The following is a 24,428-nucleotide window of genomic DNA, read 5'->3' as shown; positions in this document are numbered from 1 at the left end:
CGCGGCCACGCACAGCGATGGAGTCTGCGAAGCGACCCACCCCACCGCGCCCGCATTGTCCAGAATCTGAACACGGGATCGCCGCGAAAACGGCGGAGTATCCGTGGTGTCACATCAACACCAGGGAGGTCTTCGATGACGGTCGTCTCCGAATATCCGATCCGGGCGGATATCCGCTCCTTTCTCGCCGAGCGGAAACGGTTGCTGATCGACGGCGAATGGGTCGACGCAGCCTCGGGCCGCACCTTCGAAACCACCAACCCGGCCGACGGCGAGAAATTGGCCGACGTGGCGCACGGCGGTGCCGCCGATATCGACCGCGCGGTGCGGGCGGCGCGCACCGCGTTCGACAGCGGCCCCTGGCAGTGGATGAAACCCAATGAGCGCGAACGCCTGATCTGGCGCGTCGGCGACATCCTCTCCGAACGCGCCCTGGAATTCGGCGAACTCGAATCCCTCGACAACGGGAAGTCGGCGGGCATCGCCACCGCGGTCGATACCGCCTGGGCGGCCGACGTTTTCCGCTACTACGCGGGCTGGGCGACCAAAATCGAGGGCGCCACGGTGAACGTGTCCATGCCGTTCGCCCCGCCCGGCAGTCGATTCCACGCCTACACGCTGCGCGAACCCGTCGGCGTGTGTGGGCTGATCATCCCGTGGAACTTCCCGCTGCTGATGGCGGCGTGGAAACTGGCGCCCGCGCTGGCGGCGGGCAACACGGTGGTGCTCAAGCCCGCCGAGCAGACCCCGCTCACCGCATTGCTGCTGGGCGAGGTGTTCCAGGAGGCCGGATTCCCGCCGGGCGTGGTCAATATCGTCACCGGTTTCGGTGACGCCGGGGCGGCGCTCGCGGCGCACGACGGCGTCGACAAGGTCGCGTTCACCGGGTCGACCGAGGTCGGCAAACTGGTGGTCGACGCGGCCAAGGGCAATCTGAAGAAGGTGTCGCTGGAACTCGGCGGCAAGAGCCCCAACGTGGTGTTCGCGGACGCCGATTTCGACGCCGCCGTCACCGGCTCGCTCAACGCGTGGCTGTTCAACCACGGCCAGTGCTGCGTGGCGGGCACGCGACTGTTCGTGGAAGACAAGATCTTCGACGATTTCACCGCGGCCGTCGCCGAGGCGGCCGCGGCGGTGAAGATCGGGCCGGGACTGGACCCGGAAACCCAACTCGGCCCGCTGGTTTCGCAGGAACAATTCGACCGCGTCACCGGATATCTGGAGGCCGGACTCGCGGCCGGTGCCCGCGCGCTCACCGGAGGAAAGCGATTCGGCGACAAGGGTTATTTCGTGCAGCCCACCGTATTCGTCGATGTGCGACCGGAATTCAGCATCGTGCGCGAGGAGATCTTCGGGCCGGTCGTCGCGGCGCTGCCGTTCGACGCCGAAACCGGGATCGCCCCGGTCGCGCGAGCGGCCAACGATTCCGTTTACGGTCTGGCCGCGGGCATTTGGACCCGCGACATCTCCAAGGCGCACCGCGTCGCGCGGGATCTGAAAGCCGGTTCGGTGTGGGTCAACCAATACAACGGCTTCGATACCGCGCTGCCGTTCGGCGGCTACAAGGAATCCGGTTGGGGCCGCGAACTCGGCGCCGCCGCGATGGACCTCTATCTGCAAACCAAAGCCGTCAACGTCGCCCTCTGACACCCGGGAGTACACCGTGAAAACCACCGCCGCCGTTCTGCTCGATGCCGGAAAGCCTTTCGAGCTCATGGAACTCGACCTCGACGGGCCCGGCCCCGGCGAAGTCCTCATCCGCTACACCGCCGCCGGCCTGTGCCACTCCGACCTGCACCTCACCGACGGCGACCTGCCGCCGCGTTATCCGATCGTCGGCGGGCACGAAGGGTCGGGCGTGATCGAGGACGTCGGACCGGGCGTCACCAAGGTCGCGCCCGGCGACCACGTGGTGTGCAGCTTCATCCCCAACTGCGGCACCTGTCGCTACTGCTCCTCGGGCCGGCAGAACCTCTGCGATATGGGCGCGACCATCCTGGACGGGTGCATGCCCGACGGCACCTTCCGATTCCATTCCGGATCAACGGATTTCGGCGCGATGTGCATGCTCGGCACCTTCGCCGAGCGGGCCACCATCTCGCAGCACTCGGTGGTGAAGATCGACCCGTGGCTGCCGCTGGAGACGGCCGTCGTGGTCGGCTGCGGTGTGCCGTCGGGCTGGGGCAGCGCCACGAACGCGGGCAATGTGCGGGTCGGCGACATCACCGTCGTCTACGGGATCGGCGGACTCGGCATCAACGCCGTGCAGGGCGCCGTGCACGCGGGCGCGAAGTTCGTGGTGGTGGTCGACCCGGTGGCCTTCAAACGCGACACCGCGCTGAAGATGGGCGCGACCCACGCATTCGCGACGGCGGAGGAGGCCGCGGCGAAGGTGACCGAACTGTCCTGGGGACAGGGCGCCGACCAGGCGATCATCACCGTCGGCACGGTCACCGAGGAGGTGGTGTCGGCGGCGTTCGACGCGATCGGCAAGGGCGGGACCGTGGTGGTCACCGGGCTCGCCGACCCGGCCCAGGCCACCATCCACGTGTCCGGCGCCCTGCTCACCCTCGGCGGCAAGACCATCACCGGCACCCTGTTCGGCTCCTGCAACCCGCAGTACGACATCGTGAAACTGCTGCGACTCTACGACGCGGGACAGCTGAAGCTCGACGAACTGATCACCACCCGGTACAAGCTGGAGGACATCAACCAGGGCTACCAGGATCTGCGTGACGGGAAGAACATCCGCGGGATAGTCGTCCACGCGAATTAGGGCGTCTCGCCGGTCGGGCCGCCAGCCGACGGGCCGGGCTCTGGGTTCCCGCCGGAGTTCCTGCGTGCTCACCAGAGCGGTCGCCGCGCGGGGTGTTCAGGATCTGAACACCCCGCCGCCCGTCCGGTCACCCACAATCGGGGGTACGCGGTCATAGTGACGCGGAGCACAATGGAGTGCCGTGGCGCATCGGTGAGGCGAGGTGCCACGGGTGAGCGCGAGGAGTTCGCTATGACGACGCGGCACGGCGGGTCCGGGACGTCGGCGCGGCGCCCGGAGATCGAACTGTCGTGGCGCCGGTCGCGGATGTGTGGCGTGCACCCCGAGTTCCACGGGTTCACGCCTGGGGCGGTGGCCGAATTCGATCCGCGCAGCAGGCTGCTCGAGGCCGCGTCCACGGTCATCGATCAGCTGTCGGCCACGCTCGCGGGCTCCTCCTACAGCCTGCTGCTCGCCGACCGCGAGTGCCGCCTGGTCTACCGGTGGTTCGACGATCCGCGCTTCGAATCGGCGCTCGACGCGCTCGGCGTGCGTGACGGGGTGAGCCTGGCGGAGGACGTGGTCGGCACCAACGCGCTCGGGACCGTGCTGGAGACGCGGCGCGGCATCGTGGTCGACGGCGCGGAGCACTTCATCGAACCCTTCAAGCAGTTCACCTGCTACGGCCACCCGATCTGGCATCCGGTGACCCGGCGTCTGGAGGGCGTGCTCGACATCACCTGCGCCGACGCGCCCGCCTCGCCGCTGCTCGCGCCGTTCCTCACGCGCGCCGCCGCGGATATCGAGCAGTTGCTGCTCGACCAGGCGAAGGCGTCGGAGCGGGTGTTGCTGGCGGCGTTCCAGTCGGTGTCGGGCCAGCGGCGCGCGATCGCGGCCATCGGCGACGACATCGTGCTGACCAACAAGGCGGCGCTGGACCTGCTCGGCCCGTCGGACTACGCGGTGCTGCGGATCATGGCCGAGGAGGCCACCGGCCGTCCGAGCAGTACCGAGGTGGCGGTCGCGTCCGGCGCGCGGGTGCGGGTGCGGGTCATGCGGGTGCCGGGCGCCGGCGTCGGCACGCTGTTCCATTTCGACCCGGTCGAGGGTTCGCGCGCGGTGCCCGCGATCGCCCCGCGCGACCGCTGCGCCCCTGCCGTCGAGGTGGTGCCCGATCTGGTGCTCGTCACCGGCGAGCGCGGCACCGGGCGCAGCACCGAGGCGCGCCGGCTCGCCCGCGCCGACGAGGTCGAGTTCCACAACTGCTCCGATCTCGCCGCCGTCGGCGAGCGGCAGTGGGTGTGCCGGTTGACCGAGCGCCTGCGCCGCCCCACCGGCACCGTGTGCGTCGAGAACATCAACGCGCTGCCGGACGCCGTCACCGACGTGGTGCGCGAAGCGATCGAGCGCAGGCCGCGGCCCCGCCTGATCCTCACCTGCCTGCCACCCGCGACGCTGAGCGGTGGGGCCGCCGCGCTCGCGGCGATGTGCCCCGACCGCGTGGAGCTCGAGCCGCTGCGCAATCGCGGTGCGGAGGTGGCCGCGCTCGCCGATCGCATGGTGCGCGAACTAGATCCGTCGGCGGAGGTCCGGCTGCTGCCCAGTGTGCTGGAGATGCTGGGCGCGCAGAGCTGGCCGGGGAACCTACACGAGATGAAAGCCGTTCTCGCGCACGCGCTTCAACATCGCCGTCGTGGTGACATCACCGTCAACGATCTGCCGGCGCGCTATCGCACGGCGTCGCTCTCGCGCCGGTTGTCGGATCGGGAGCGCGCCGAGCGGGACGTGATCGTCGAGGCGTTGCGCCGGTGCGAAGGCAACAAGCGCCGGGCCGCCGCCGAGCTGTGCATCAGCCGGACGACGCTGTACGCGCGGATGAAGGCGCTGCGCATTATCGACGGCTGACCTGAACCGATCGGTTTGGCAAACCATTCGGTTCTGCTACTTTGGTGTGACCGCGTTCACGTCGCTGTTCGAGCGGGCGTGCGCGGTGTCGAGCCGAAGTGCGAGGAGCTGGGATGGCGGACACGTTGTGGAACAGGGGCGCGGGGGAACTCGCGCGGATGATCCGGTCGGGCGAGGTGTCGTCCACGGAGGTGATCGAGGCCCACCTGGCGCGGATCGACGCCGTCAACCCGGAGCTGAACGCGGTGGTCGTGGTGCTCGCGGAGGAAGCGCTGGCCGCGGCGAAGGAGGCCGACCGGCGCATCGCCGCCGGGGACGCCGACCTGGGTCCGCTGCACGGCGTGCCCGTCACAGTGAAGGAGAACATCGACGTGGCGGGCACATCGACCACGAAGGGTGTGGCCGCCTTCGCCGCGGCCGTGCCCGCCGTGGACGCGCCGCTGGTCGAGCGGCTGCGCGCGGCGGGCGCGATCGTGATCGGCCGAACGAACATGCCCGACATGGGATTACGCGTGTCCACCGACAGCAGTTTGCGCGGCCTGACCCGCAATCCGTGGCACGCGGGCGTGACGGCCGGCGGATCGTCGGGTGGCGAGGCGTCGGCGCTGGCGGCGGGGATGTCGGCGCTCGGCGCGGGCAACGACATCGGCGGGTCGCTGCGCAATCCCGCGCACTGCTGCGGAATTTCGGCGCTCAAGCCCACGCCGGGCCGGGTGCCGTGGGCGGACGCCACCCTGCCCGAGGACTGGCCGTTGTCCTTCCAGCTCATGGCCGTACACGGCCCGATGGCCAGGCGGGTGGCCGATGTCCGGCTCGGGCTGGAGATCATGGCGGGCCCGGATCGGCGCGATCCGGGTGCGCTGCCGGTGCCGCTGACGTTCCCCGATTCCGGTGGACCGGTCCGGGTCGCGTTGCTGCCGGAACCGCCCGGGGTGACGACGAATCCGGCTGTCGCCGAGATGGTTCGGCGGGCCGGCGCGCACCTCGCGGCGGCGGGCTACGAGGTGGAGGAGGCCACGCCGCCGGAATACGAAGCGGTGCGGGAACTCTGGGGATCACTGCTGATGACCGAACTCGAATCCGTGCGGCCTTTGCTCGAAAACGTCATGGGCGCAGACGGTTTACGGATGCTTCACGCGTTCGCGGAGATCGCTCCGCAACTCGATCTCGACGCCTACATCCACCTGTTCGTCACCCGGCGACGGCTCGCCCGCCTGTGGCAGGAGTTCTTCCAGACCTACCCGGTGGTGCTCTCGCCGGTGTGGCCGGAACCGGCCTTCCCGCACGGCTGGGATCTCGACAACCCCGGCGTGACCCTGGACGTCATGCGCCCGATCATGCCCGCCAACGCGCTCGGCCTGCCCGCCGTCGCGACACCCGGTGGTGTGGTCGGCGGGCTGCCGGTCGGGGTGCAATTGATCGGCGCGCCGTTCCGGGAGGACCGGGTGCTGGACGCGGCGGCGGTCATCGAGACCGCGGTGGGGATGACGGGCGTGGTGGACCCGTTCGCCGGCTGAGTCAGCGGTTCTCGTGGGGGAGCGCGTCCAGCATCGCGATCAGCGTGTCGAACGCGCTCTCCACCCGTTCCCGATCGCCCGTCGCGAGGAGGTCCAGTTGCAGGCCGCGCACCTGCGCCAGGATCAGCGTCGCGATCACGGGTGCGGTGTCGCGCGCCCACCCGTGGCGGACCAGCGCCTCCGTGATCAGGTGCAGCCAGTCGTCCACGAGCGTGCGCACCGCCGGGCCGCGCTCGTCCCCGTGCACCGCCAGCGAGACCAGTTCGAACAACACCAGGAACTGCCGCTGTTCCCTCGGCTGGCACAAGCGCTCCCACGCCCGGCGCAACAGCTCGATTCCCGAAGCGGCAGAACGCACTTCATCCGAGCGCAACCGCGCCTCGAAGTCGGTGCGGATCTTGGTGAGCACCTCGGCGACCAGCTCGTCCTTCGTCGCGAAGTGCCGGATGAGCGTGGCGTGGCCGACGCCGAGCGCGTGCGCCATCGGGCGCAGCGACAGCTCGCCGACGCCGTGCTCGAGCACGTACTCCGTCGCCGCCGCCAGCAGCTCGGGCCGCCGATGCTGGTACCGCAGCGCCCGCCCGTCGATCCGCTTCTCACTCACCGCGTGCAGCGTAGCGGGTGGTGGGCGCGTTCCGGTGCGCGACCGAGGCGGGTCGGCCGTGAGGGTGGTCGCCGTCGCAGGCGCGGCGGCCGCTGGCATCGCGCTCCTCTTGCGTGTTCCTGTCCCGGGTGCGATTCGGCGGGAGGGGCTGCGCGCACTCTTGGGAGCGCGGCTGACACGGGCCCCGCGTTACTCTGCCGCGCGACCGGCAACGCGGGGCCCCGGTGATCAGAAGGCCTTCTCGTCGACCCGCATGATCTCGGCGTCGAGCTGGGAGATCACCGCCCAGTCGCTGCTCAGGCGGGGGAGGACGGTCGTGGCGAAGAACGAGGCGACCGCGATCTTGCCCTCGTGGAAGGCGCGCTCGTCGGTGCTGAGGTCGTGCTCGAGTGCGGCGGAGGAGATATCGGCGGCGACCAGCAGTCGCCAGCCGATGAGGAGGTCGCCGACGGCGAGCAGCAGCGGCACCGCGCCGAGTCCGACCTTGTACAGCGCTGCCGGATCCTCCTGCGCCGCGAACAGGTGCTGGGTGAGTTTGCCGACGATGTCCTGGACATCGTCGAGGGCCGAGGCCAGCTGTACCTTCTCGGCTTTGAGGTGGCCGTCGCCCGTGCCGGAGTCGGTGAACTCCCGGATCCGACCCGCCAGATGGGCCAGGGCGGTGCCGCGGTCGCGGGCGATCTTGCGGAAGAAGAAGTCCTGGGCCTGGATGGCCGTGGTGCCCTCGTAGAGCGAGTCGATCTTGGCGTCGCGGATGTACTGCTCGATCGGGTAGTCCTGGAGATACCCGGAGCCGCCGAAGATTTGGAGGGATTCGGCCAGGTACTGGTAGGCGCGTTCGGAGCCGACGCCTTTGACGATGGGCAGCAGCAGATCGTTGACGCGCGCGGCCATTTCGGGATCGGCGCCCGAAACATGCTGGGCGACCAGGGGATCCTGGTGAGCGGCGGTGTAGAGGTAGACCGCGCGCAGCCCCTCGGCGTAGGCCTTCTGCGTCATCAGCGATCGCCGCACGTCGGGGTGGGCGATGATGGTGACCTTCGGCGCGGTCTTGTCGGCGATCTTGGTCAGATCGGACCCCTGCACGCGCGTCTTGGCGTACTCGAGCGCGTTCAGGTAGCCCGTGGACAGCGTCGCGATGGCCTTGGTGCCCACCATCATCCGCGCTTCCTCGATCACCCGGAACATCTGCGCGATCCCGTCGTGCACCTCGCCGACCAGCCAGCCCTTGGCGGGAATCCCGTGGCCGCCGAAGGTGAGCTCGCAGGTGGCCGAGGCTTTGAGTCCCATCTTGTGCTCGACGTTGGTGACGAAAACCCCGTTGCGATCACCGATTTCGCCGGTCTCGGAATCGAAGTGGAACTTGGGCACCAGGAAAAGGCTCAACCCCTTCGTTCCGGGGCCCGCGCCCTCGGGGCGGGCGAGCACCTGGTGCACGATGTTCTCGAACAGGTCGTCGGAGTCGGCCGAGGTGATGAACCGCTTGACGCCCTCGATGTGCCACGAGCCGTCTTCCTGCGGAAAGGCTTTGGCGCGGCCCGCGCCCACGTCGGAGCCGGCGTCGGGTTCGGTCAGCACCATGGTCGCGCCCCAGTTGCGCTCGACCGCCAGCTTCGCCCAGCGGCGCTGCTCCTCGGTGCCGAGGCCGTGGACGATATCGGCCATGCCGGGACCGGTCAGGTACATGTAGGCGGCCGGTTGCGCGCCGAGCACGAATTCGCTGATGGCCCAGGCCACTACGCGGGGCGCGGCGACGCCGCCGACCTCCTCGGACTTCCCGACCCGCCACCAGTCGCCGTCGTACCAGGCGCGCACCGATCGCTTGAACGACTCCGGCAGCCGCACCGTATGCGTCTGCGGGTCGAAGACCGGCGGGTGCCGATCGGTCTCGGCGAACGACGCCGCGACCGGTCCCTCGGCCAGGCGGGCGGCCTCGGCCAGCATCGAGCGCACGGTCGCGCCGTCCAGATCGCCGAACGTTCCGGTGCGCAGGATCTCTTCGAGTCCGAGCACGTCGAAGAGGTTGAACTCCAGGTCTCGCACGTTGCTCTTGTAATGGCCCACCGGCGCTGCCCTTCCCGACGAATCGCCCGATGGCACGGGCGGGGTGAACCCGGGGCGCGGAGGTGTGCCCCGGTGCGCACAGTCTGTCGGACGCGCGCCGGGTGTCGCAACCGTAAGTTATCGGCTACTAAGTGATCTGCATTACCGATCGTGCGAACTGCCGCACTATTCACTCTATTTTCGGGCGCAAGTTAACGAGCGCTAAACGGTTATCGCCACCGGCTGTCCGTGCGAGCGGGGCGCGGAGAACGCGATGCGGTCGCCCACCGAGACCAGCGCGTCGAGCAGATCTTCGCGGCGGGTGGCGCGCGGATTGCGCACCGTGTCGATGACCACGGTCGACATCGCCTGGATCAACACCCGCGCGGTCGGCAACGACAGCTCCGGGCGGGCGGTCTGCAACAGCCGCGCCCAGTTCAGCACGCCGTCGCGGTGGGTGCGGCGGAACCGGCTGGCTTCGGGCGCCGGAAGGTGGCCCGCCTCGCTGACGGTGGTGCCGAGCAGGTCCGGGTGGTCCATCGCGAAGCGGACGTAGGACCGCAGCAGCAGGCGCATCGAGTGCGCGGCGTCGCGGCCCTCCGCCAGCGCACGGGAGGTGTACAGGCGAATCCATTGGTCGGTGCGTTCGATGATCTCGTTCAGCACCTCCGCCTTCCCCGCGAAGTGGTGGTAGAGCGCGGGCCCGCTGACCCCGGCGGCCGCGCCGATGTCCTCGATGCCGACCGCGGCGTACCCCCGGGTGTTGAACAGGCGGGCGGCCGCACCGATGATCCGTTCCGAGCGAGTGAAGCTCTCCAGCTCCGCGGGGCCGGCGGCGACGGGACTCGGGCCGGTCGCGCGCGCGATGTGCCCGCCCGCGGGCAGGTCCGCGGTGATCACCTCCAGTACCGCGCCGTTCAGGACCGCCGTGAAGGTGGCGGCGGGTAGGTCGACGCCGTGGTAGGAGGGGCTGACGGCGACCGACAGCGCGCACCAGCTCAGCAGTTCCACCTCGGGCTCGGCGACGTCCGGTCGGCGCAGGCGGATGACTTCGCGCAGATAGCCGGTCAAGCGCGCGGCCCGCACCAGCACCGCCCGGCGGTCCCGCGCGGACACGTTGCGGAACTCCAGCTGCCACAGCTTCGGCAGCCCGCGCAGCTCCAGCGCCATCGCGACGAGTTCGGTCAGTACTCGCTCGCCCCCGGGGTCGTCGGCCGCCGCGCTGTCGAGCCGGGCGATGGTGGCGTCGAGCCCGCTCAGCAGGCACTGGCCGAGCAGATCCTGTTTGTTGCGGAAGTGCCGGTAGAGCGCGGCCGACGAGATGCCCACCGCGGCGGCGATATCGGCCATCGACGTCTCGTGATAGCCGGACCGGGCGAACGCCTCGGCCGCGGCGGTCAGGATCGTCGCCCGCCGATTGGTGGGCCGCGTGCGCTTCGGCCGGTCGGTCTTCGTTGTGCCTGTCATCGCCCACCAGTCTGACGGAGTCCGTCGCCGGTCGGGCGGCTGCGGTCGAGCCGGTCCTGTGATTGCAGCGAGTTCCGGCCCGCCGGACGGAATGGCGCGGAATCGAAATTGCTGGAGTACGTGCAGGTTCCCTGAGAGCGTGATCCAGGTCGAGTTGGTATCGCCTCATGTCAGCCTGTGCAAATCCGGCAGTTTCGAGTACGCCTTGATTTGGCTGGTAACTATCGGATTTCACCAGTTGCTATCGCCGCCGCCGGGCGTCGGGGTCGGTTGGCATGCTCGCAGTTGAGAAGCAGGCATCATTCCTTGCGGATCCAGGCAGGCGTAATCCGGATCTCGCTGAGTCGCCAGCCCGCCGAAGTCCGTACTGCGGTGCAGGTCTGCCGGAGACCGCCTGTCTGGTGGGGCGGCTGGCCGTCGCGGTAGTAGTACACGATCGAGTTCGACGAGGCAGCGGCATGGTCGCCGTTCACGTTCACCAGTAGGTCGGTGGTCGTGTGCTGGGTGTGTTCCCCGTCGACCTCGGCCTGTCGCATGAAGTCGACGACCTTGTCGATACCGCGGACTTGAATTCGGGGTGAGTCGACCTTCACATCGTCGGCGAAGACAGTGCCGACATCGTCCCACCGCCGCTCGTCGAGCAGACGGGCCAAGCGGGTGAACAGGTCGGCGATCTCGAGGCGGTCTGCGGTCGAAGCAGCGGTGGACATGGCGTCCTCTTTCGTTGTCGTGGTGGAGGTGCGGCCCTCGGGTGAGGCCGTGGGTCGGTGCCGCAGGCGGTGACGGTGAGGGCGAGAGTGAGGGCGACGGCGCAGGTTGCTGCGGCCCGGAGCATTCGGTGCATACCTTATTCGATTCCGATCGGCCTTCAGAGCCCGAGCCAGCGCTTCGGTCCGCGCCACCGGTGACACGTCGAGTCGGTCGAAACGCCAGCCGCTGGCGCTGCGGCGTGCTCGGTAGCGGTGGATCGCGGCCGCGAGGGCCTCGGTCTTGTCGTCGAGGACGTAGACGGCGACGTCGTGCGCCCGCACCGTCGCGGTGTCGCCGTCGATCTCGATGACGAGGTTGCACTTGCTGCGCAGAGTGCGGGCGTACGCGTCATGCCCCTTGCGCGCGAGGGCGGTGAGCGCCTCGATACCGTGCGCCTCCCCGCGGAAGGAGGTGACCACGACATCTCGGTGAGAAGCTGGCCGGTGTCGGCGTATCCCTCGTCGACCCACAGGCTGTGGCGGGCGATGAGCTCGGTCAATTCAGCGCGGTCGGCGAGGCTGCGGATCAACGCATCGATGCTGGTCATGAGAGTCTCCTCGCAACGACCTCGAAGACGGCGGGTGGGTTCGCCGCGCGCCCGACCCCGCTGACAAGCGTCGCAACGTCATCACCATCACCGAGCACGGCGAGCGCCGCCTCGCCGAGTTCGACCGTGTCCTCGACGGCGTCAACAAACACATCATGACGCCGCTCGACCACGACGAACGCGCGCAGCTGTTCAACCTGCTCAACCGCATCAACACTCATCTCGCCACAGCAGCGGGTGGCACCCGTCCGCCGGGCCGGCAAATCCCCTAGCGGTACGGACCAATCAGGTCGAGTTGGACCATCTCGACCAAGGTCTCGGGGCAGTGCAACCAGCAGCCGAACCCACATCCCACACCTGGTATTCAACCCAGTGCCAACGCGAGTTCCACGCCCACCACCTCCGAGAATCGGCGAACCCGCCCGGTTTCGTCCGCACCGAACCGGAACCCGCCCTCCGGGAGACCGTGTGTCGGCGCGCTCGCCCAGCGCGGGCTGTCGAGCGCGGCCGACGAACCGGGCTCGGCCGGTGCTGGGCGAGCCGAGCACGGTCGGCCCGATCAGGCGGCCTGGGTGACGCGTCCGAGCTTGCCGGTGAGCGCGCGGGCCGCCTCGTCGTACTGTTCGGTGAGGGTGGCGACGAGTTCGGCGACCGTGCCGTTCGCCTTGATCGCGCCGACGCCCTGGCCCGCGCCCCAGATGTCCTTCCACGCCTTGGCATCGGTGTTGCCGCCGGAGCCGAAGTTCATGGCCGACGGGTCGGAGACCGGCAGCGCGTCGGGGTCGAGACCGGCGGCGAGGATGCTGCCGCGCAGGTAGTTGCCGTGCACGCCGGTGAACAGGTTGCTGTAGACGATGTCCTTGGCGGTGGAGTCGACGATCATCCGCTTGTAGCCGTCGACGGTGTTGGCCTCGGCGGTGGAGAGGAAGGCCGAACCGATGTAGGCGAGGTCGGCGCCCGCGGCCTGGGCGGCGAGGATGGAGCGGCCGTGCGCGATGGCGCCCGAGAGCAGCAGCGGCCCGTCGAACCATTCGCGAATCTCCTGGACCAGCGCGAACGGCGACTGGGTGCCGGCGTGCCCGCCCGCGCCCGCGGCGACGGCGATCAGCCCGTCGGCCCCCTTCGCCACGGCCTTGCGCGCGAACTCGTCGCTGATCACGTCGTGCAGCACGATGCCGCCGTAGGAGTGCACGGCGTCGTTGATCTCGGGGCGCGCGCCGAGGGAGGTGATCACGATCGGGACCCGGTGCTCGACGATCACGGCCATGTCGTGGTCGAGGCGGTCGTTGCTGCGGTGGACGATCTGGTTGACGGCGAACGGCGCGACGACGGCCTCGGGATGCGCGGCGGCGTAGGCCGCGTTCTCCTCGGTGATGCGGTCCAGCCAGTCGGTGAGCAGGGCGGCGGGGCGGGCGTTGAGCGCCGGGAAGGAGCCGACGATCCCGGCCTGGCACTGGGCGATGACGAGTTCGGGGCCCGAGGCGATGAACAGGGGCGAGCCGACGACGGGCAGGGCGAGCCGGTCGGACAGGACGGCGGGGAGGGCCATGGGATGTCCTTCGAAAGTCGTGGTGGGAGGCAGCGCGCTCCCTCGACGGTAGGGCGCGCGCACCCATTGTGCAACTAGTTGCACAATGATGTGGCGGCCGTCACCCGGAGCGCCCCGCGCACCCCTTTACGATGGGCGGGTGGCCCTCCAGTTCGCGATCCTGACCGCGTTGACCGAGCGTGAATCGACCGGTATCGAGCTGGCTCGCCGCTTCGACCGCGCGTTCGGGTACTTCTGGCCCGCCACCCACCAGCAGATCTACCGGGAGCTCGACCGGCTCAAGACCGGCGGGCTGGTCACCGAGGTCCCGCAGCCGGAAGCGCCCGGCCGCGGGCAGCCGAAGATCTTCGCGATCACCCCCGCGGGCGCCGAGGCCCTGCGCGACTGGGTGAGCGAGACCGACGATCCGTCGCGCCTGCGCGACGGTTTGATCGTGCGGTTGCGGGCGGCCGCCGCGACGGGCGATTACGAAAGCGTCCGTGCCGCCGTCGAACACCACTTGGACGTGCACGAGCGGACCTACGCGCTCTACCGCGAGATCGAGGACCGCGATTTCGCGGCGCCGGCCGACGGCGGCGACGCGCTGCGGCACATGGTGTTGAAGGCCGGGCTGTCGATGGAGCGGAGCTGGGCCGACTGGTGCCGCGAAGTGCTCGAGACCCTGGACTCGATCCCGGCCCCGAGCGAATCGCGCTGAGCCGCAGGGCTATCGGAGCGCGGGCGGCCGGATCCGGGCGTACCAGTCGAGCAGGGCGGGCTCGTCCACCGCGCTGCGTTCCACCACCCGGGCCGGATCGGCGCCCTGGAACAACTTCTTGATCGGCACTTCGAGCTTCTTGCCGGTGCGGGTGTGCGGAATGGCGGGTGCGACGAGGATTTCGTCCGGGACGTGCCTCGGGGAGGCCTCGGCGCGGATGACCTCCTTGATCCGGGTGGTCAGCTCCTCGTCGAGGGTGCTGTCGGGGGCGAGCACCACGAACAGCGGCATCCAGTAGCCGCCGCCGGGCTGTTCGACGCCGATGACCAGCGCTTCGGCCACCTCGGGCAGGCGTTCGACAGCCTGGTAGATGTCGGCGCTGCCCATGCGGATGCCGTGGCGGTTGAGGGTGGAGTCGGAGCGTCCGTGCACGACGATGCTGCCGTGATCGGTGATCGTGATCCAGTCACCGTGCCGCCACACGCCGGGATAGGTGTCGAAATACGCGTCGTGATAACGCTTTCCGTCCGGATCGTCCCAGAACTGGACCGGCATGGACGGCATCGGCGCGGTGACCACGAGTTCGCCGACCTCGCCGCGCACCGGCTCACCCGTACTGTCGTAGGCGTCGAGCGCGACGCCGAGGTAGGGCGCGGAGAGTTCGCCCGGCCATACCGGCACCGTGCGGACGCCACCCGCGAAGGCCGACACCACATCGGTGCCACCGCTGATCGAGTTCACCGGAATGTGCTCGCCGACCTTGTCGCGCAACCAGAGTGCCGAACTCGGCGGCAGCGCGGAGCCGGTGATGCCGATCTGCCGCAGCGCCGAAAGGTCGTGGTCGCGACCGGGTTCGGCGTCCGCCTTGAGGCAGGCCAGCACGTAGCCGGGACTGGTGCCGAGCACGGTGACGCGGTGTTCGGCGGCGATCCGCCACAACGAATCCGGCGCCGGATGGGTGGGGCTGCCGTCGTAGGTGACGATGGTCGCCCCGGCGAGCAGGCCGGCCACCTGGAAGTTCCACATCATCCAGCTGGGGCTGGTGTACCAGAGGAAGGTGTCGTCCGGTCCGATATCGGATTGCAGGGCAACGGCTTTCACGTGTTCGACGAGAACGCCGCCGTGGCCGTGGACGATACCCTTCGGCAGGCCGGTGGTGCCGGAGGAGAACACGATCCACAGCGGGTGGTCGAAGGCGAGCGGTTCGGTGACGACGGCCCGTCCCGGCGAGCCCGCTGTGGCCTCCGCGAAGGGCACGGAGTTCGGAATCCGGTTGCCCAGCCGGGTGATCGCCACCGTGGTGTGCACCGAGGTCAGCCCGTCGCGCAGGGCGGCGATATCGGCCCGCTTGTCGAACACCTTGCCGCCGAAGCGGTATCCGTCGGCGGTCACCAGCACCACCGGCTCCAGCTGACCCAGCCGGTCCAGTGCCGCCTTCGCCGAATAGTCCTGCCCGCACGCGCTCCACACCGCGCCGACCGCCGCCGTGCCGAGGAAGGCGATGACGGCCTCCGGAATGTTCGGCAGGTAGCCGACCACACGGTCGCCGGGGCGCACACCCTGCGATCGCAGGGTGTGTGCGAAAGAAGCTGTCGCACTGAGAAGTTCGTCCCATGTAATCTCCTGCGCGGGGGCGTCCACGCGGAGTGCGATGAGTGCGGGCCGATCGGTGCGGGCCTGTCGCACGACTCGGTCGACGTAGTTCACCCGGGTGCCCGGGAACCACCGCGCGCCCGGCATGGCGGGATCGGCGAGGACCTCGCCGGCGATGTCGCCGAGCTCGAAGTACTCCCACAGCGTGCGCCAGAATCCGGTCGGATCGTCCACCGACCAGCGCCACAGCGCGGCATAGTCGGGAGCCTCGATGTCGTTGCGGCGCTCGGCGAATCGCGCGAAGTCGGTGATCGTCGCCTCGGTGAGGTCGCGGTCGGACGGCGTCCACTGCGGTCGCATCGGTGTTCCTCCTGAGTTTCCCGGGCGGCGCCTCAGCGGGCGCTCCACCCGCCGTCCATCGTGTACGACGCGCCGGTGACCATCCCGGCGTCCGGCCCCGCCAGCCACGCCGTGAGCGCGGCGACCTCCCCCGGTTCCACCAGGCGCTTGATCGCGCTCTCGGTCAACAGGATTCGCTCCACGACCTCGCTCTCGGCGATGCCGCGGGTGCGGGCCTGATCGGCGATCTGCTTGTCCACCAACGGTGTCCGCACGTAGCCGGGATTGACGCAGTTGCTCGTCACGCCGTGCGGGCCGCCCTCCAGCGCGGTCACCTTCGACAGCCCCTCCAGGCCGTGCTTGGCGGTCACATAGGCGGCTTTGTAGGGCGAGGCGCGCAGGCCGTGCACCGAGGAGATATTGATGATCCGGCCGAAACCGTTGGCGTACATGTGCGGTAGCGCCGCGCGGATCAGCAGGAACGGTGCTTCGACCATCAGGGCCAGCAGCGCGCGGAACCGCGCGGGATCGAATTCGGGGATCGGGTCGATGTGCTGGACGCCCGCGTTATTGACCAGGATGTCGACATCGAGGGCCAGGTCCTCGAGAGCGTCGGTGGCCAGCAGGTCGACGGCCCACGCGGTGCCGCCGAGGGCGGTGGCGACCTCGTGGGCGCGGTCGGCGTCGATATCGGCGACCGTGACCTTCGCGCCGCGCTCGGCCAGCGCCTTCGCGCACGCCGCGCCGATCCCGCTGCCGCCGCCGGTGACCAGGGCGTGCCTGCCGTGCAGCGTGCTCATTCGACGCTCACCTGCGCCGCATCGCGCCGGGCCGAATCGCGCTGGGCCGCACTGGCTGTCGTCACCGCGGCGGGCGTTTGTCCCGAGGCCAGCGCGGCCGCGTCGGCCTCGTCCACGTCGGTGAGATCGACGCCGCGGGTCTCCCGGGCGACGATCACCGCGATCGCCGTCACCGCGCACGCCGCGGCCAGGTACCAGGCGATCGGCACCGCCGAGTCGAACGAGTCCAGCAGGCGCACCGCGATGATCGGCGCCAGCGAGCCCGCCACGATGGAGGTGACCTGATAGCCCAGGGACACACCGGAATACCGCATCCGGGTCGGGAACATCTCGGCCATGATCGCCGGCTGCGACGCGTACATGAGCGCATGGAAGACCAGGCCGATGATGATCGCCGCCATGATGACGGCGTTGTGCCCGCTGTCCATCATCGGGAAGGCGAAGAAGCCCCAGGAGCCCGCCGTGATCGCGCCCGCCAGGTACACCGGCCGCCGCCCGATCTTGTCGCTGAGCCGCCCGGCCAGCGGGATCGCGAAGAAGTGCACCGCGTGCGCCGCCAGCAACCACCACAGGATCACCGAAGTGTCCACGCCCACCTGGACTTTCAGGTAGGTGATGGTGAACGTGACCACCAGGTAGTACATGATGTTCTCGCCGAAGCGCAGGCCCATCGCGGTGAAAACGCCACGGGGATACCGCTTCAGCACCTCCACCACGCTGAACGAGCTCGCCTTGGCCCGCTCGGCCTGCTGCTGGGCCTCCACGAAGATCGGCGCGTCGGTGACCTTCGTCCGGACGTAGTAGCCGACCAGCACGACCACCGCCGACAGCCAGAACGCGACCCGCCAGCCCCAGCTCAGGAACGCCGCCTCCGACAGGGTGGAGGTGAGCGCCAGCAGCACCAGCGTGGCCAGCAGGTTGCCCATCGGCACGCCCGCCTGCGGCCAGCTGGCCCAGAATCCGCGGCTGCGGTTCGGGCTGTGCTCGGCGACCAGCAGCACCGCGCCGCCCCATTCACCGCCCACCGCGAAGCCCTGGATGAAGCGCAGCAGCACCAGCAGGGTCGGCGCCCAGTAGCCGATCTGGCCGAAGGTGGGCAGGCAGCCCATCAGGAAGGTCGCGCCGCCGACCAGGAGCAGGCTGAATTGGAGCAGCTTCTTGCGGCCGTACCGGTCGCCGAAGTGGCCGAAGACGATGCCGCCGAGCGGGCGGGCGGCGAATCCGACGGCGTAGGTGACGAACGCGGCCAGGATGGCGTCGAGCTCGCTGGTGCCCTCGGCGAAGAAGATCTTGCTGAACACCAGGGTCGCGGCCGTGCCGTAGAGGAAGAACTCGTACCACTCCACGACGGTGCCCGCCATGGAGGCGGTCACCACCCGCCGTAATCCGGTCGGCGCCGTTGCCGGCTCGCCGCTACGCCCCGGTGCGTTCTGCGCGCGCATCCTGCTCTCCTCGTGATCCGAACCACGGTCGCCGATCGAATGTGATCGGCGACACGTCTATCTCGGATCGAGTATCGGTGCGCATTTACGCCCATGCAATGGCCAGATGTGCAGGACATATCTGCGAGAATGCAGATATGTCCGCGAGTTCGCCCGGGTCCGCGCGCCCGCCCAGCGCCGACGATCTGCTCGTCCTGCTCGCGGTCGGGCGTTCCGGGCGGTTCGTCACGGCCGCGGCCGAGCTGGGCATCAACCACACGACGATCTCCCGGCGCATCGCCGCGCTGGAGGCGACGCTCGGCGGGCGCGTGCTCACCCGCGTCACCGGCGGCTGGGAGCTCACCGATCTGGGGCGCGCCGCGCTCACCGCCGCCGAGGCGGTCGAATCGGCGGTGCGCTCGCTCGCCGCCGATCCGGCCGGGCCGCCGGTGCTGCGGGGCGTGGTGCGGATCGCCGCCACCGACGGGTTCAGCGCTTACGTCGCGGCGCCCGCCGCCGCCGAGGTGCAGCGGGAACATCCGGAGATCCAGGTGGAGATCGTCTCGACCCAGCGCCGCGCCTCCCAGCAGCGGTCGAGCCAGGACATCGAGATCGTGGTCGGCCAGCCCGACGTGCCGCGGGCGCGGGCCGAACGGCTCGCCGACTACTGCCTGGGCCTGTACGCCGCGCCCGACTACCTACGCCGCCACGGATTCCCGCGGACCGAGGCCGAACTCGCCCGCCACTCCTTCGTCTACTTCATCGACGCCATGCTCCAGGTCAAGGCCCTCGACCTGGCCGCGCGCTTCACCCCGCCGATGCGCGAATCCGTCACCTCCACCAACGTTTTCGTGCACGTCGAAGCCACCCGCGCCGCCGCGGGCATCGGCCTGCTGCCCTGCTTCATGGCCGACCGCCACCCCGACCTGGTCCGCGTCCTGCCCGACCAGGTCACCGTCGGGCTCACCTACTGGATGGTCGCCCGCGCCGAAACCCTGCGCCGCCCCGAGGTGGGCGTGGTCCTCGACGGCATCCGCGCCCGCGTCGACGACTTGCACGACGTTCTGCTGGGGTTGGATCGCTGAGTCGCCGCGGCCACTCGGCCCGCGCCGCCAGGACCCGTCTCGGCATCTGTCAGAAGTTCCGGGAGTAGACCGGGAACTGGCCGCCGAGCACGAAGGCACTGACGAGGAGCACCGTCGTGACCATGACCAACGCGATGTCCGCCGGCCCCACCCGGAGTCCGCTCAACCGGATCTCGCGCCCCAGCGCGCTCTCACCGGCGAATGTGAAACCACGTGTTTCCAGGGCTTCCACCGTGGTTCGAGTGCGCTTGGCGGTGTTGAGCATCATCGGGTAGAAGCTGCGCACCAGCATCATCGCGAGGTGGTGCAGGGAGCGCCAGCCCAGGATGCCGCGGCGGGCCGGCGGCGCCGAGCGGAGCCGATAGCCGTCGATGATGGTGTTGAACTCGTCCATCATGACCGGCAGCATGCGGTAGCCGTAGCTCACGCCGAAACTGAGCAGCGGCGGCGCGTGCAGGCTGACCAGAGCGTTGGACAGCTTCTCCGGATCCAGCGAGACGAACGCCGCCATGCTCGCCAGGGAGATGACGCCCAGCTTCAACGTGAGGGTGAGCAGCGACATGATGGTGCGCAGATCGCCGTCGAACAACCATGCCGCGGCGAACAAGTAGACGCTCTCCATGACGAGGCCGAAGGTGAACAGCCCCAGCACCAGGGGGCCGACCCGGCTGAGCAGCACCATTACCGCGGTGAGGGCGAACAGCGCCCCGAGCGTGACGATATTGTGCGTCAGCCACGGCACCACCGCGAACACCAGGTACCAGCACAGCACCACCCGCGGATCGCGGCGCGAGAGCAGACCGCCGCGGGTGGCGTAGGCGGTGCGGAGGAGCTCGAGCTTGACCCACTCCACCGACAGGACATCGCGTGGTTTCCGGTTCACGTCGTGGTTCCGATCAGGTCGGCGGGCGAGCAGGCGGCGACGAGGGCATCCACCGACAGCGGTGGCGGGCTCATGCCGAGCGACCTGCCCAGCAGACTGATCTGCGGGGGGATCAGCCGCACCGCCTCGGTGAGCTCAGGAGTGTCGAACAGCGCGGCGGGCGTGGTGTCGGCGACGACGCGGCCGCCGTCGAGCACCAGCACCCTGGTCGCCCACTCGGCCACCAATTGCATGTCGTGGGTGGCCACCATCACACATCGGATGTGCTCGGAGAGGGTGTCCAGCATGGCGGTGACATCGTGGCGGGTGCTCACGTCCAGGCTGGAGGTGGGTTCGTCGAGCAGCAGCAGCGAGGGGCTCATCGCCAGTCCGATGCCGAGCGTCACGCGGCGCTGCTGGCCACCGGACAGCGTTCGCCCGTCGCGTTCGGCGAGTTCGGTGAGCCGCAGTTGACGCAGGACCCGATCCACCAGCTCGGCGGTGCCGGGGCGCCCGCGCTGGGCCGGGAACATCGAGATCTCCTGGCGCACGGAGTCCTTCAGGAACATCTGCTCCGGATGCTGATACAGATAGCACACGTGCTCGGCAAGCTCCGCCGGCCGGACCGAACGGGTGTCCACACCATTGACCTCGACGGTCCCCGTGCGAGGGACGATGATTCCGGTGAGCAGCCGCAGCAGCGTCGACTTGCCCGCCCCGTTGGATCCGACCACGGCGACGCGTTCGCCCGCGCGCAGGCTCAGGCTCACCTCGTCGAGGACCGCCGACCGCGCGCCGTGGACATCGCGGTACCCGTGACCGACCCCCGTCAGCGTGGCCACCACCGGATCGCTCGCCGAGGTTCCGGCCGCGGCTTCGGTCGTAGCCGCGGCTTCGGTCGTACGTCCCGCGACGGGTCTCCGGCCCGCGGCGACGAGGGCGTCGCGCGCCTCCTCGATGGTGAGCGGCACCTCGGCCTCGGGTGCGAGCCGCGCGACGGCGGACACGATCTGCGGGGCCGGGATTCCGTGCCCGGCCAGCTCACCGGTGCGCGAGAGTGCTTCGCGCACCGGCAGATGCCACCGCACCGCGCCATCGGCCATGAGCACGACGCTGCGGGCGTACCGGGCGATGAACTCAGCGTGATGCTCGATGACCACGATGGTGGTTCCGCGTTCGGCATTCACGCGCGCCAATATCCGGTAGGTCTCCTCCGCCCGTGCCGGGTCGAGTTCGGCGACCGGTTCGTCCACCACGATGACCGCCGGTTCCATGGCCAGCACACCGGCGAGGGCGGTCAAGTGCTGCTGCCCGCCCGACAGTTCCCAGATGTAGCGGGGCGCGAGGTGGTCGATGCCCAGCAGCCGCATGGCGTCTTCGGCCCTGGCCCGGAAGTCGGGCAATCCGAAATTGAGCGGGCCGAAGCAGACGTCGTCGCGCACCGAGGGCCGGACCAGCTGATTGCCGAAGTCCTGGTACACGTACCCGACGCGATGCGAGAGCGCCGCGACCGAGGCGTCGAGGGTGTCGACGCCGTCGACGGTGACCTTGCCGCTGAACTCACCCGACCAGAAATGCGGTATCAGCCCGTTGAAGCTCTTGCACAGCGTCGTTTTGCCCGAGCCGTTGCTCCCGACGACCGCCACGAAATCACCGCGCTCTATCGCGAGATCCACCCCGGTCAGACTCGTCTGCTCCGCACCGGGGTACTGGAAGGACAATCCCTCCACCCGGATCACGTCGGTCACTGATCGGTCTCCCGTTCCGGCCTGTTCTCGCGTGCCACAGCCCGCGCGGCGACGACGATCCCACCGAATACGAGCAGCGCGGCCGCGACGCCGACCCACAGGAAGTTCGGTCCGTACTCGTCGAGGAAGTCCGGTTCCCAGACGCCGAACTGCACGTCCGCCGCTTCCAGCAACGCGAAGAACGCCGAGCCGAGCATCAGGAGGATCCCGAGACCGATGAACGCGGCGCTCGGGCGGGCCCGCCCGGCCAGCGGCTCCGCGGGATCGCGGGGCCGCATGCCCATGAGGGGTTCGATCTTGCCGTACAGACGCGCCGCCAGATACGCGGCCGGGATCGCGCCGAACACGACACCGCTGATGAGGAAGTCCGACGCGAAGGCGAAACCTTCCAGCAGCAGAATCGATTCCGGCAGGCCCTCCACGTATTCGGCGTCCTCCACACCGACCCAGACCTTGGTGATGTCGACCAGGCCGCCGATGCCCTTGTCGATCGCGACCGCGACCATGGCGGCGGTGGCGACCTGCCACTTGCGGCGGGGATCGCGCACCAGCGAGCCCGCGACGTACAAACCGAGGGCGAGCTGGAGGTAGCCTTCCACCTCGCCGATTCCGGAGAAGTTGCCCATCAGGAGATCGACGAAGACGATCTCACCGAGGGGCGCGCCGAGCGCGGCGTAGAGCGGGTTGAACAAGCTGACCATCACGACCGGGACGAATGCCAGGTAGGAGACCGACAGCTCGACCGGGCCGACCCGGAACTCGGGCAGCACCTCGGTGAGGATGTTGGCGAGCCCGAACAGCGTCATCGACAGGACGAACACCATCAGCTTCTGCGAGGACGTCATGTCCTGGGGACGCGGCACGGTGCGGGAACGGGCGGAGATGTCACTCATGACTGACTTTCTGCACTGGTGGGTCGAGCGGGAACAGCGGTGGCCGGTGAGCCTTCGATCGCGGCGCGCAACGCTTCGTGCACCGCGGTGATCGAGTCGAGCAGCAGATCGGGCCGATCGGCGGCGAGCCCGTCGGCGAGCGCGTCGTCCGCGGGCGCGCCGCCGCGCACGACGACCGCCGTGCCGACACCCGCGGCCCGGGCCGCGGCTACGTCGCGCCAGGGCTTGTCGCCGACGAACCAGCAGTCGGCCGGGTCGACGCCGAGTGCCCGGGTGGCGGCGAGCACCAGCGCGGGATCGGGTTTGCGGTAGCCGACTTCGTCGGAATAGGCGAACGCGCCGATCAGTTCGATGACGCCGGCCTCGCGCAGGCGACGGCGCCCGCTGCGGCCGCAGATCGTGTTCGACACGATCGCCACCGGGATCGCCGCTTCCCGGCACCAGGCCAGCAGTTCGGACACGCCGTCGCGCACCTGGCAGCTGCTCTTGGCCTGGGCGTAGCCGAAGGTGAGTTCCGTCGATTCGGCCAGGAGCCAGTCGCGCGCCGTCGCGGGCAGGTGCGGTGCGACGAACTCGCCCCAGAACTTCGCCGGGGTGACCTCGGGGTAGCGGTCACCGATCCGCTCGGTTCGCTTGCCGGCCTGGTAGGCGCGGCGCGCGTGGTCGAGTGCCGCGACCATCTGGTGATCGGGGACCGCATGTCCGGCGGCGCGCAGCCGAATCGCGACCTCGGTGGCGAAACCGGCGATCGCCTGCGGTGTCTTCACCGACGAGGTCAGGACACCGCCCTGGTCGAGCAGCAGCGCTTTCGGCGTACCCGGCCGCCGGGGTGACACCGGTCGCGGTGGCGTCTGTGGTCCGGGCCGCGCTTCGAGGAGCAGGGGGAGCAGCTGCTCCGGCGTGTCGAAGATCGCATCGGGACGCTCCACCACGGCGAAGGGCGGGCTGTCGGTGTGCTTGCTCCGGGTGAGTATCACCGCGCCCACCCCGGCCCGGCGTCCGGATTGCACGTCCCGATCCTGGGTGTCGCCGACATACCAGCACCGGTCCGGCGTCGTCGCCAGCGCGGCGGCGGCGCGGTGCATCATGCCGGGGTGGGGCTTGCGGATGCCCGCCTCGTCGGAATAGAGCTGGACCGCGAGGAGATCGGCGAGCCCGAACTGGCGCAGGAGCCGGCGATGCGCCAGGCCGGAATGGGCGTTGCTGACGATGCCGACCGGAATGCCGAGATCCCGTGCTGTGCTCAGCAAGTCGCGCACGCCGGGCCGCACTTCGTGATCGTTGAGCAGCGGATTGATCGCGGCCATGAGGTGCAGCGCATCGCCCGCGGCCCTCGCCCGGATCGATGCGGGCTGATCGGCGAGCAGGAAGTCCTCCCACAGCGCACGATGGGTCAGCTCCGCGGGTTCGCGGGTGCGACTCATGGCGTGCTTCCAGTGGCGGAGTGCGGCCAGCCCCGCGGCCAGCGAGGCGTGCACGCGCTCCGGGTCGAGCGCGTGGCCCGCCCGGCGCAGCTCGGTACACACCAGGGCGGCCGCGTCACGCAGGCCTTCCGGGCGCTTGCGGGTCTCGAAGACCACCCCGCCGAAGTCCAGCAGCAGCGCGGCCGGTCGCACGCGCAGCGCGTTCGGCACCGGCTCCGCATCGAGCGCGGGGGAGTGCAGGGGTGGGCCCGAAGTCATGGTGGCGTTACTCCAGATGTGTTCGTGGGCTGGGACTTGACGAGCGTGGAGCCGTTCTCTGAACGGAAAGGGGGACTCCTGTAGACGAGGAGTGAACCCGACTGGAACGTTCCAGTAGCCGTCGGCGCGGCCGGGCTCCCGCACGCCGCGCGCGAGGGATCGCCAAGATAG

At 69.5% G+C, this 24,428-nt stretch carries 19 protein-coding genes; 6 read left to right on the top strand and 13 right to left on the bottom strand.

The window, feature by feature from the left end; genetic code table 11:
* The first annotated feature begins 135 nt into the window (after window positions 1-135).
* The 4 genes from DFR74_RS26610 (at window position 136) to DFR74_RS26595 (ending at window position 6,177) form a co-directional block, all read left to right on the top strand.
* The gene (locus DFR74_RS26610) at window positions 136-1,647 is read left to right on the top strand and encodes an aldehyde dehydrogenase family protein (protein WP_067508569.1); all 1,512 of its coding nucleotides are present in this window, start codon (window positions 136-138) and stop codon (window positions 1,645-1,647) included.
* A 16-nt stretch (window positions 1,648-1,663) separates the two neighbouring features.
* Window positions 1,664-2,776 carry an NDMA-dependent alcohol dehydrogenase gene (locus tag DFR74_RS26605; RefSeq protein WP_067508567.1) on the top strand — a complete coding sequence of 371 codons (1,113 nt, stop codon included), beginning with the start codon at window positions 1,664-1,666 and terminating at the stop codon, window positions 2,774-2,776.
* A 231-nt stretch (window positions 2,777-3,007) separates the two neighbouring features.
* Window positions 3,008-4,660 (top strand): sigma-54-dependent Fis family transcriptional regulator, encoded by a 1,653-nt coding sequence (locus tag DFR74_RS26600; protein WP_067508565.1) that lies wholly within the window; start codon window positions 3,008-3,010, stop codon window positions 4,658-4,660.
* 113 nt (window positions 4,661-4,773) lie between these two features.
* Window positions 4,774-6,177, top strand: coding sequence for an amidase (locus tag DFR74_RS26595; protein ID WP_067508563.1), 1,404 nt, complete (start codon window positions 4,774-4,776; stop codon window positions 6,175-6,177).
* A 1-nt stretch (window position 6,178) separates the two neighbouring features.
* Here DFR74_RS26595 and DFR74_RS26590 read toward each other — a convergent pair whose 3' ends face one another.
* The 6 genes from DFR74_RS26590 to DFR74_RS26560 all read right to left on the bottom strand — a co-directional run bounded on the left by DFR74_RS26590 (window position 6,179) and on the right by DFR74_RS26560 (window position 13,137).
* Complete coding sequence (locus DFR74_RS26590) at window positions 6,179-6,781, bottom strand: TetR/AcrR family transcriptional regulator (protein ID WP_232331730.1); 603 nt, start codon at window positions 6,779-6,781, stop codon at window positions 6,179-6,181.
* A gap of 228 nt (window positions 6,782-7,009) precedes the next feature.
* Window positions 7,010-8,845, bottom strand: coding sequence for an acyl-CoA dehydrogenase (locus DFR74_RS26585; RefSeq protein ID WP_067508561.1), 1,836 nt, complete (start codon window positions 8,843-8,845; stop codon window positions 7,010-7,012).
* Between the two features lie 201 nt (window positions 8,846-9,046).
* The gene (locus DFR74_RS26580; RefSeq protein WP_067508559.1) at window positions 9,047-10,291 is read right to left on the bottom strand and encodes a TetR/AcrR family transcriptional regulator; all 1,245 of its coding nucleotides are present in this window, start codon (window positions 10,289-10,291) and stop codon (window positions 9,047-9,049) included.
* 299 nt (window positions 10,292-10,590) lie between these two features.
* Window positions 10,591-11,460: a nuclear transport factor 2 family protein gene (locus DFR74_RS37335; RefSeq protein ID WP_232331729.1), complete on the bottom strand. Its 870-nt coding sequence runs from the start codon at window positions 11,458-11,460 to the stop codon at window positions 10,591-10,593.
* A gap of 124 nt (window positions 11,461-11,584) precedes the next feature.
* Window positions 11,585-11,809 carry a hypothetical protein gene (locus DFR74_RS36240; RefSeq protein ID WP_157115828.1) on the bottom strand — a complete coding sequence of 75 codons (225 nt, stop codon included), beginning with the start codon at window positions 11,807-11,809 and terminating at the stop codon, window positions 11,585-11,587.
* A 338-nt stretch (window positions 11,810-12,147) separates the two neighbouring features.
* Window positions 12,148-13,137: an NAD(P)H-dependent flavin oxidoreductase gene (locus DFR74_RS26560; RefSeq protein ID WP_067508557.1), complete on the bottom strand. Its 990-nt coding sequence runs from the start codon at window positions 13,135-13,137 to the stop codon at window positions 12,148-12,150.
* A gap of 139 nt (window positions 13,138-13,276) precedes the next feature.
* Between DFR74_RS26560 and DFR74_RS26555 the strand changes: the two genes are divergently transcribed.
* Window positions 13,277-13,834, top strand: a complete 558-nt coding sequence (locus DFR74_RS26555) for a PadR family transcriptional regulator (RefSeq protein WP_067508555.1) — start codon at window positions 13,277-13,279, stop codon at window positions 13,832-13,834.
* 9 nt (window positions 13,835-13,843) lie between these two features.
* Here the strand turns inward: DFR74_RS26555 and DFR74_RS26550 are convergent, their stop codons facing one another.
* The 3 genes from DFR74_RS26550 to DFR74_RS26540 are packed head-to-tail and all read right to left on the bottom strand — an operon-like array spanning window position 13,844 to window position 18,008.
* On the bottom strand, window positions 13,844-15,787 hold the full coding sequence (locus DFR74_RS26550) for an acetoacetate--CoA ligase (protein WP_067508553.1): 1,944 nt from the start codon (window positions 15,785-15,787) through the stop codon (window positions 13,844-13,846).
* Window positions 15,788-15,819: 32 nt separating this feature from the next.
* Window positions 15,820-16,566, bottom strand: a complete 747-nt coding sequence (locus DFR74_RS26545) for a 3-hydroxybutyrate dehydrogenase (protein ID WP_067508551.1) — start codon at window positions 16,564-16,566, stop codon at window positions 15,820-15,822.
* Window positions 16,563-18,008, bottom strand: a complete 1,446-nt coding sequence (locus DFR74_RS26540) for an MFS transporter (RefSeq protein ID WP_067508547.1) — start codon at window positions 18,006-18,008, stop codon at window positions 16,563-16,565. The genes DFR74_RS26545 and DFR74_RS26540 overlap by 4 nt, the downstream gene beginning before the upstream one ends.
* Before the next feature lie 137 nt (window positions 18,009-18,145).
* Here DFR74_RS26540 and DFR74_RS26535 point away from each other — a divergent pair, with 137 nt between their 5' ends.
* Window positions 18,146-19,072, top strand: a complete 927-nt coding sequence (locus DFR74_RS26535) for a LysR family transcriptional regulator (RefSeq protein ID WP_084537549.1) — start codon at window positions 18,146-18,148, stop codon at window positions 19,070-19,072.
* Window positions 19,073-19,121: 49 nt separating this feature from the next.
* Here the strand turns inward: DFR74_RS26535 and DFR74_RS26530 are convergent, their stop codons facing one another.
* Genes DFR74_RS26530 through DFR74_RS36235 form a run of 4 tightly spaced genes read right to left on the bottom strand, consistent with a single transcriptional unit; the run spans window position 19,122 to window position 24,257 of the window.
* Window positions 19,122-19,955, bottom strand: coding sequence for an energy-coupling factor transporter transmembrane component T family protein (locus DFR74_RS26530; RefSeq protein WP_067508542.1), 834 nt, complete (start codon window positions 19,953-19,955; stop codon window positions 19,122-19,124).
* Complete coding sequence (locus DFR74_RS26525; protein WP_067508541.1) at window positions 19,952-21,682, bottom strand: ABC transporter ATP-binding protein; 1,731 nt, start codon at window positions 21,680-21,682, stop codon at window positions 19,952-19,954. The genes DFR74_RS26530 and DFR74_RS26525 overlap by 4 nt, the downstream gene beginning before the upstream one ends.
* A complete protein-coding gene (locus DFR74_RS26520; protein WP_067508539.1) occupies window positions 21,679-22,575 on the bottom strand; it encodes a cell division protein FtsQ in 897 nt (298 codons plus the stop codon). The genes DFR74_RS26525 and DFR74_RS26520 overlap by 4 nt, the downstream gene beginning before the upstream one ends.
* Window positions 22,572-24,257 carry an HAD-IA family hydrolase gene (locus DFR74_RS36235; protein WP_067508538.1) on the bottom strand — a complete coding sequence of 562 codons (1,686 nt, stop codon included), beginning with the start codon at window positions 24,255-24,257 and terminating at the stop codon, window positions 22,572-22,574. Before DFR74_RS36235 ends, DFR74_RS26520 begins: the two co-directional genes overlap by 4 nt.
* Window positions 24,258-24,428 lie beyond the last annotated feature (171 nt).

This window comes from Nocardia puris, assembly GCF_003315035.1.
Lineage (GTDB): Bacteria > Actinomycetota > Actinomycetes > Mycobacteriales > Mycobacteriaceae > Nocardia > Nocardia puris.
The sequence above is the reverse complement of the archived record's forward strand: the minus strand, read 5'-3'. Positions and strand labels throughout refer to the sequence as shown.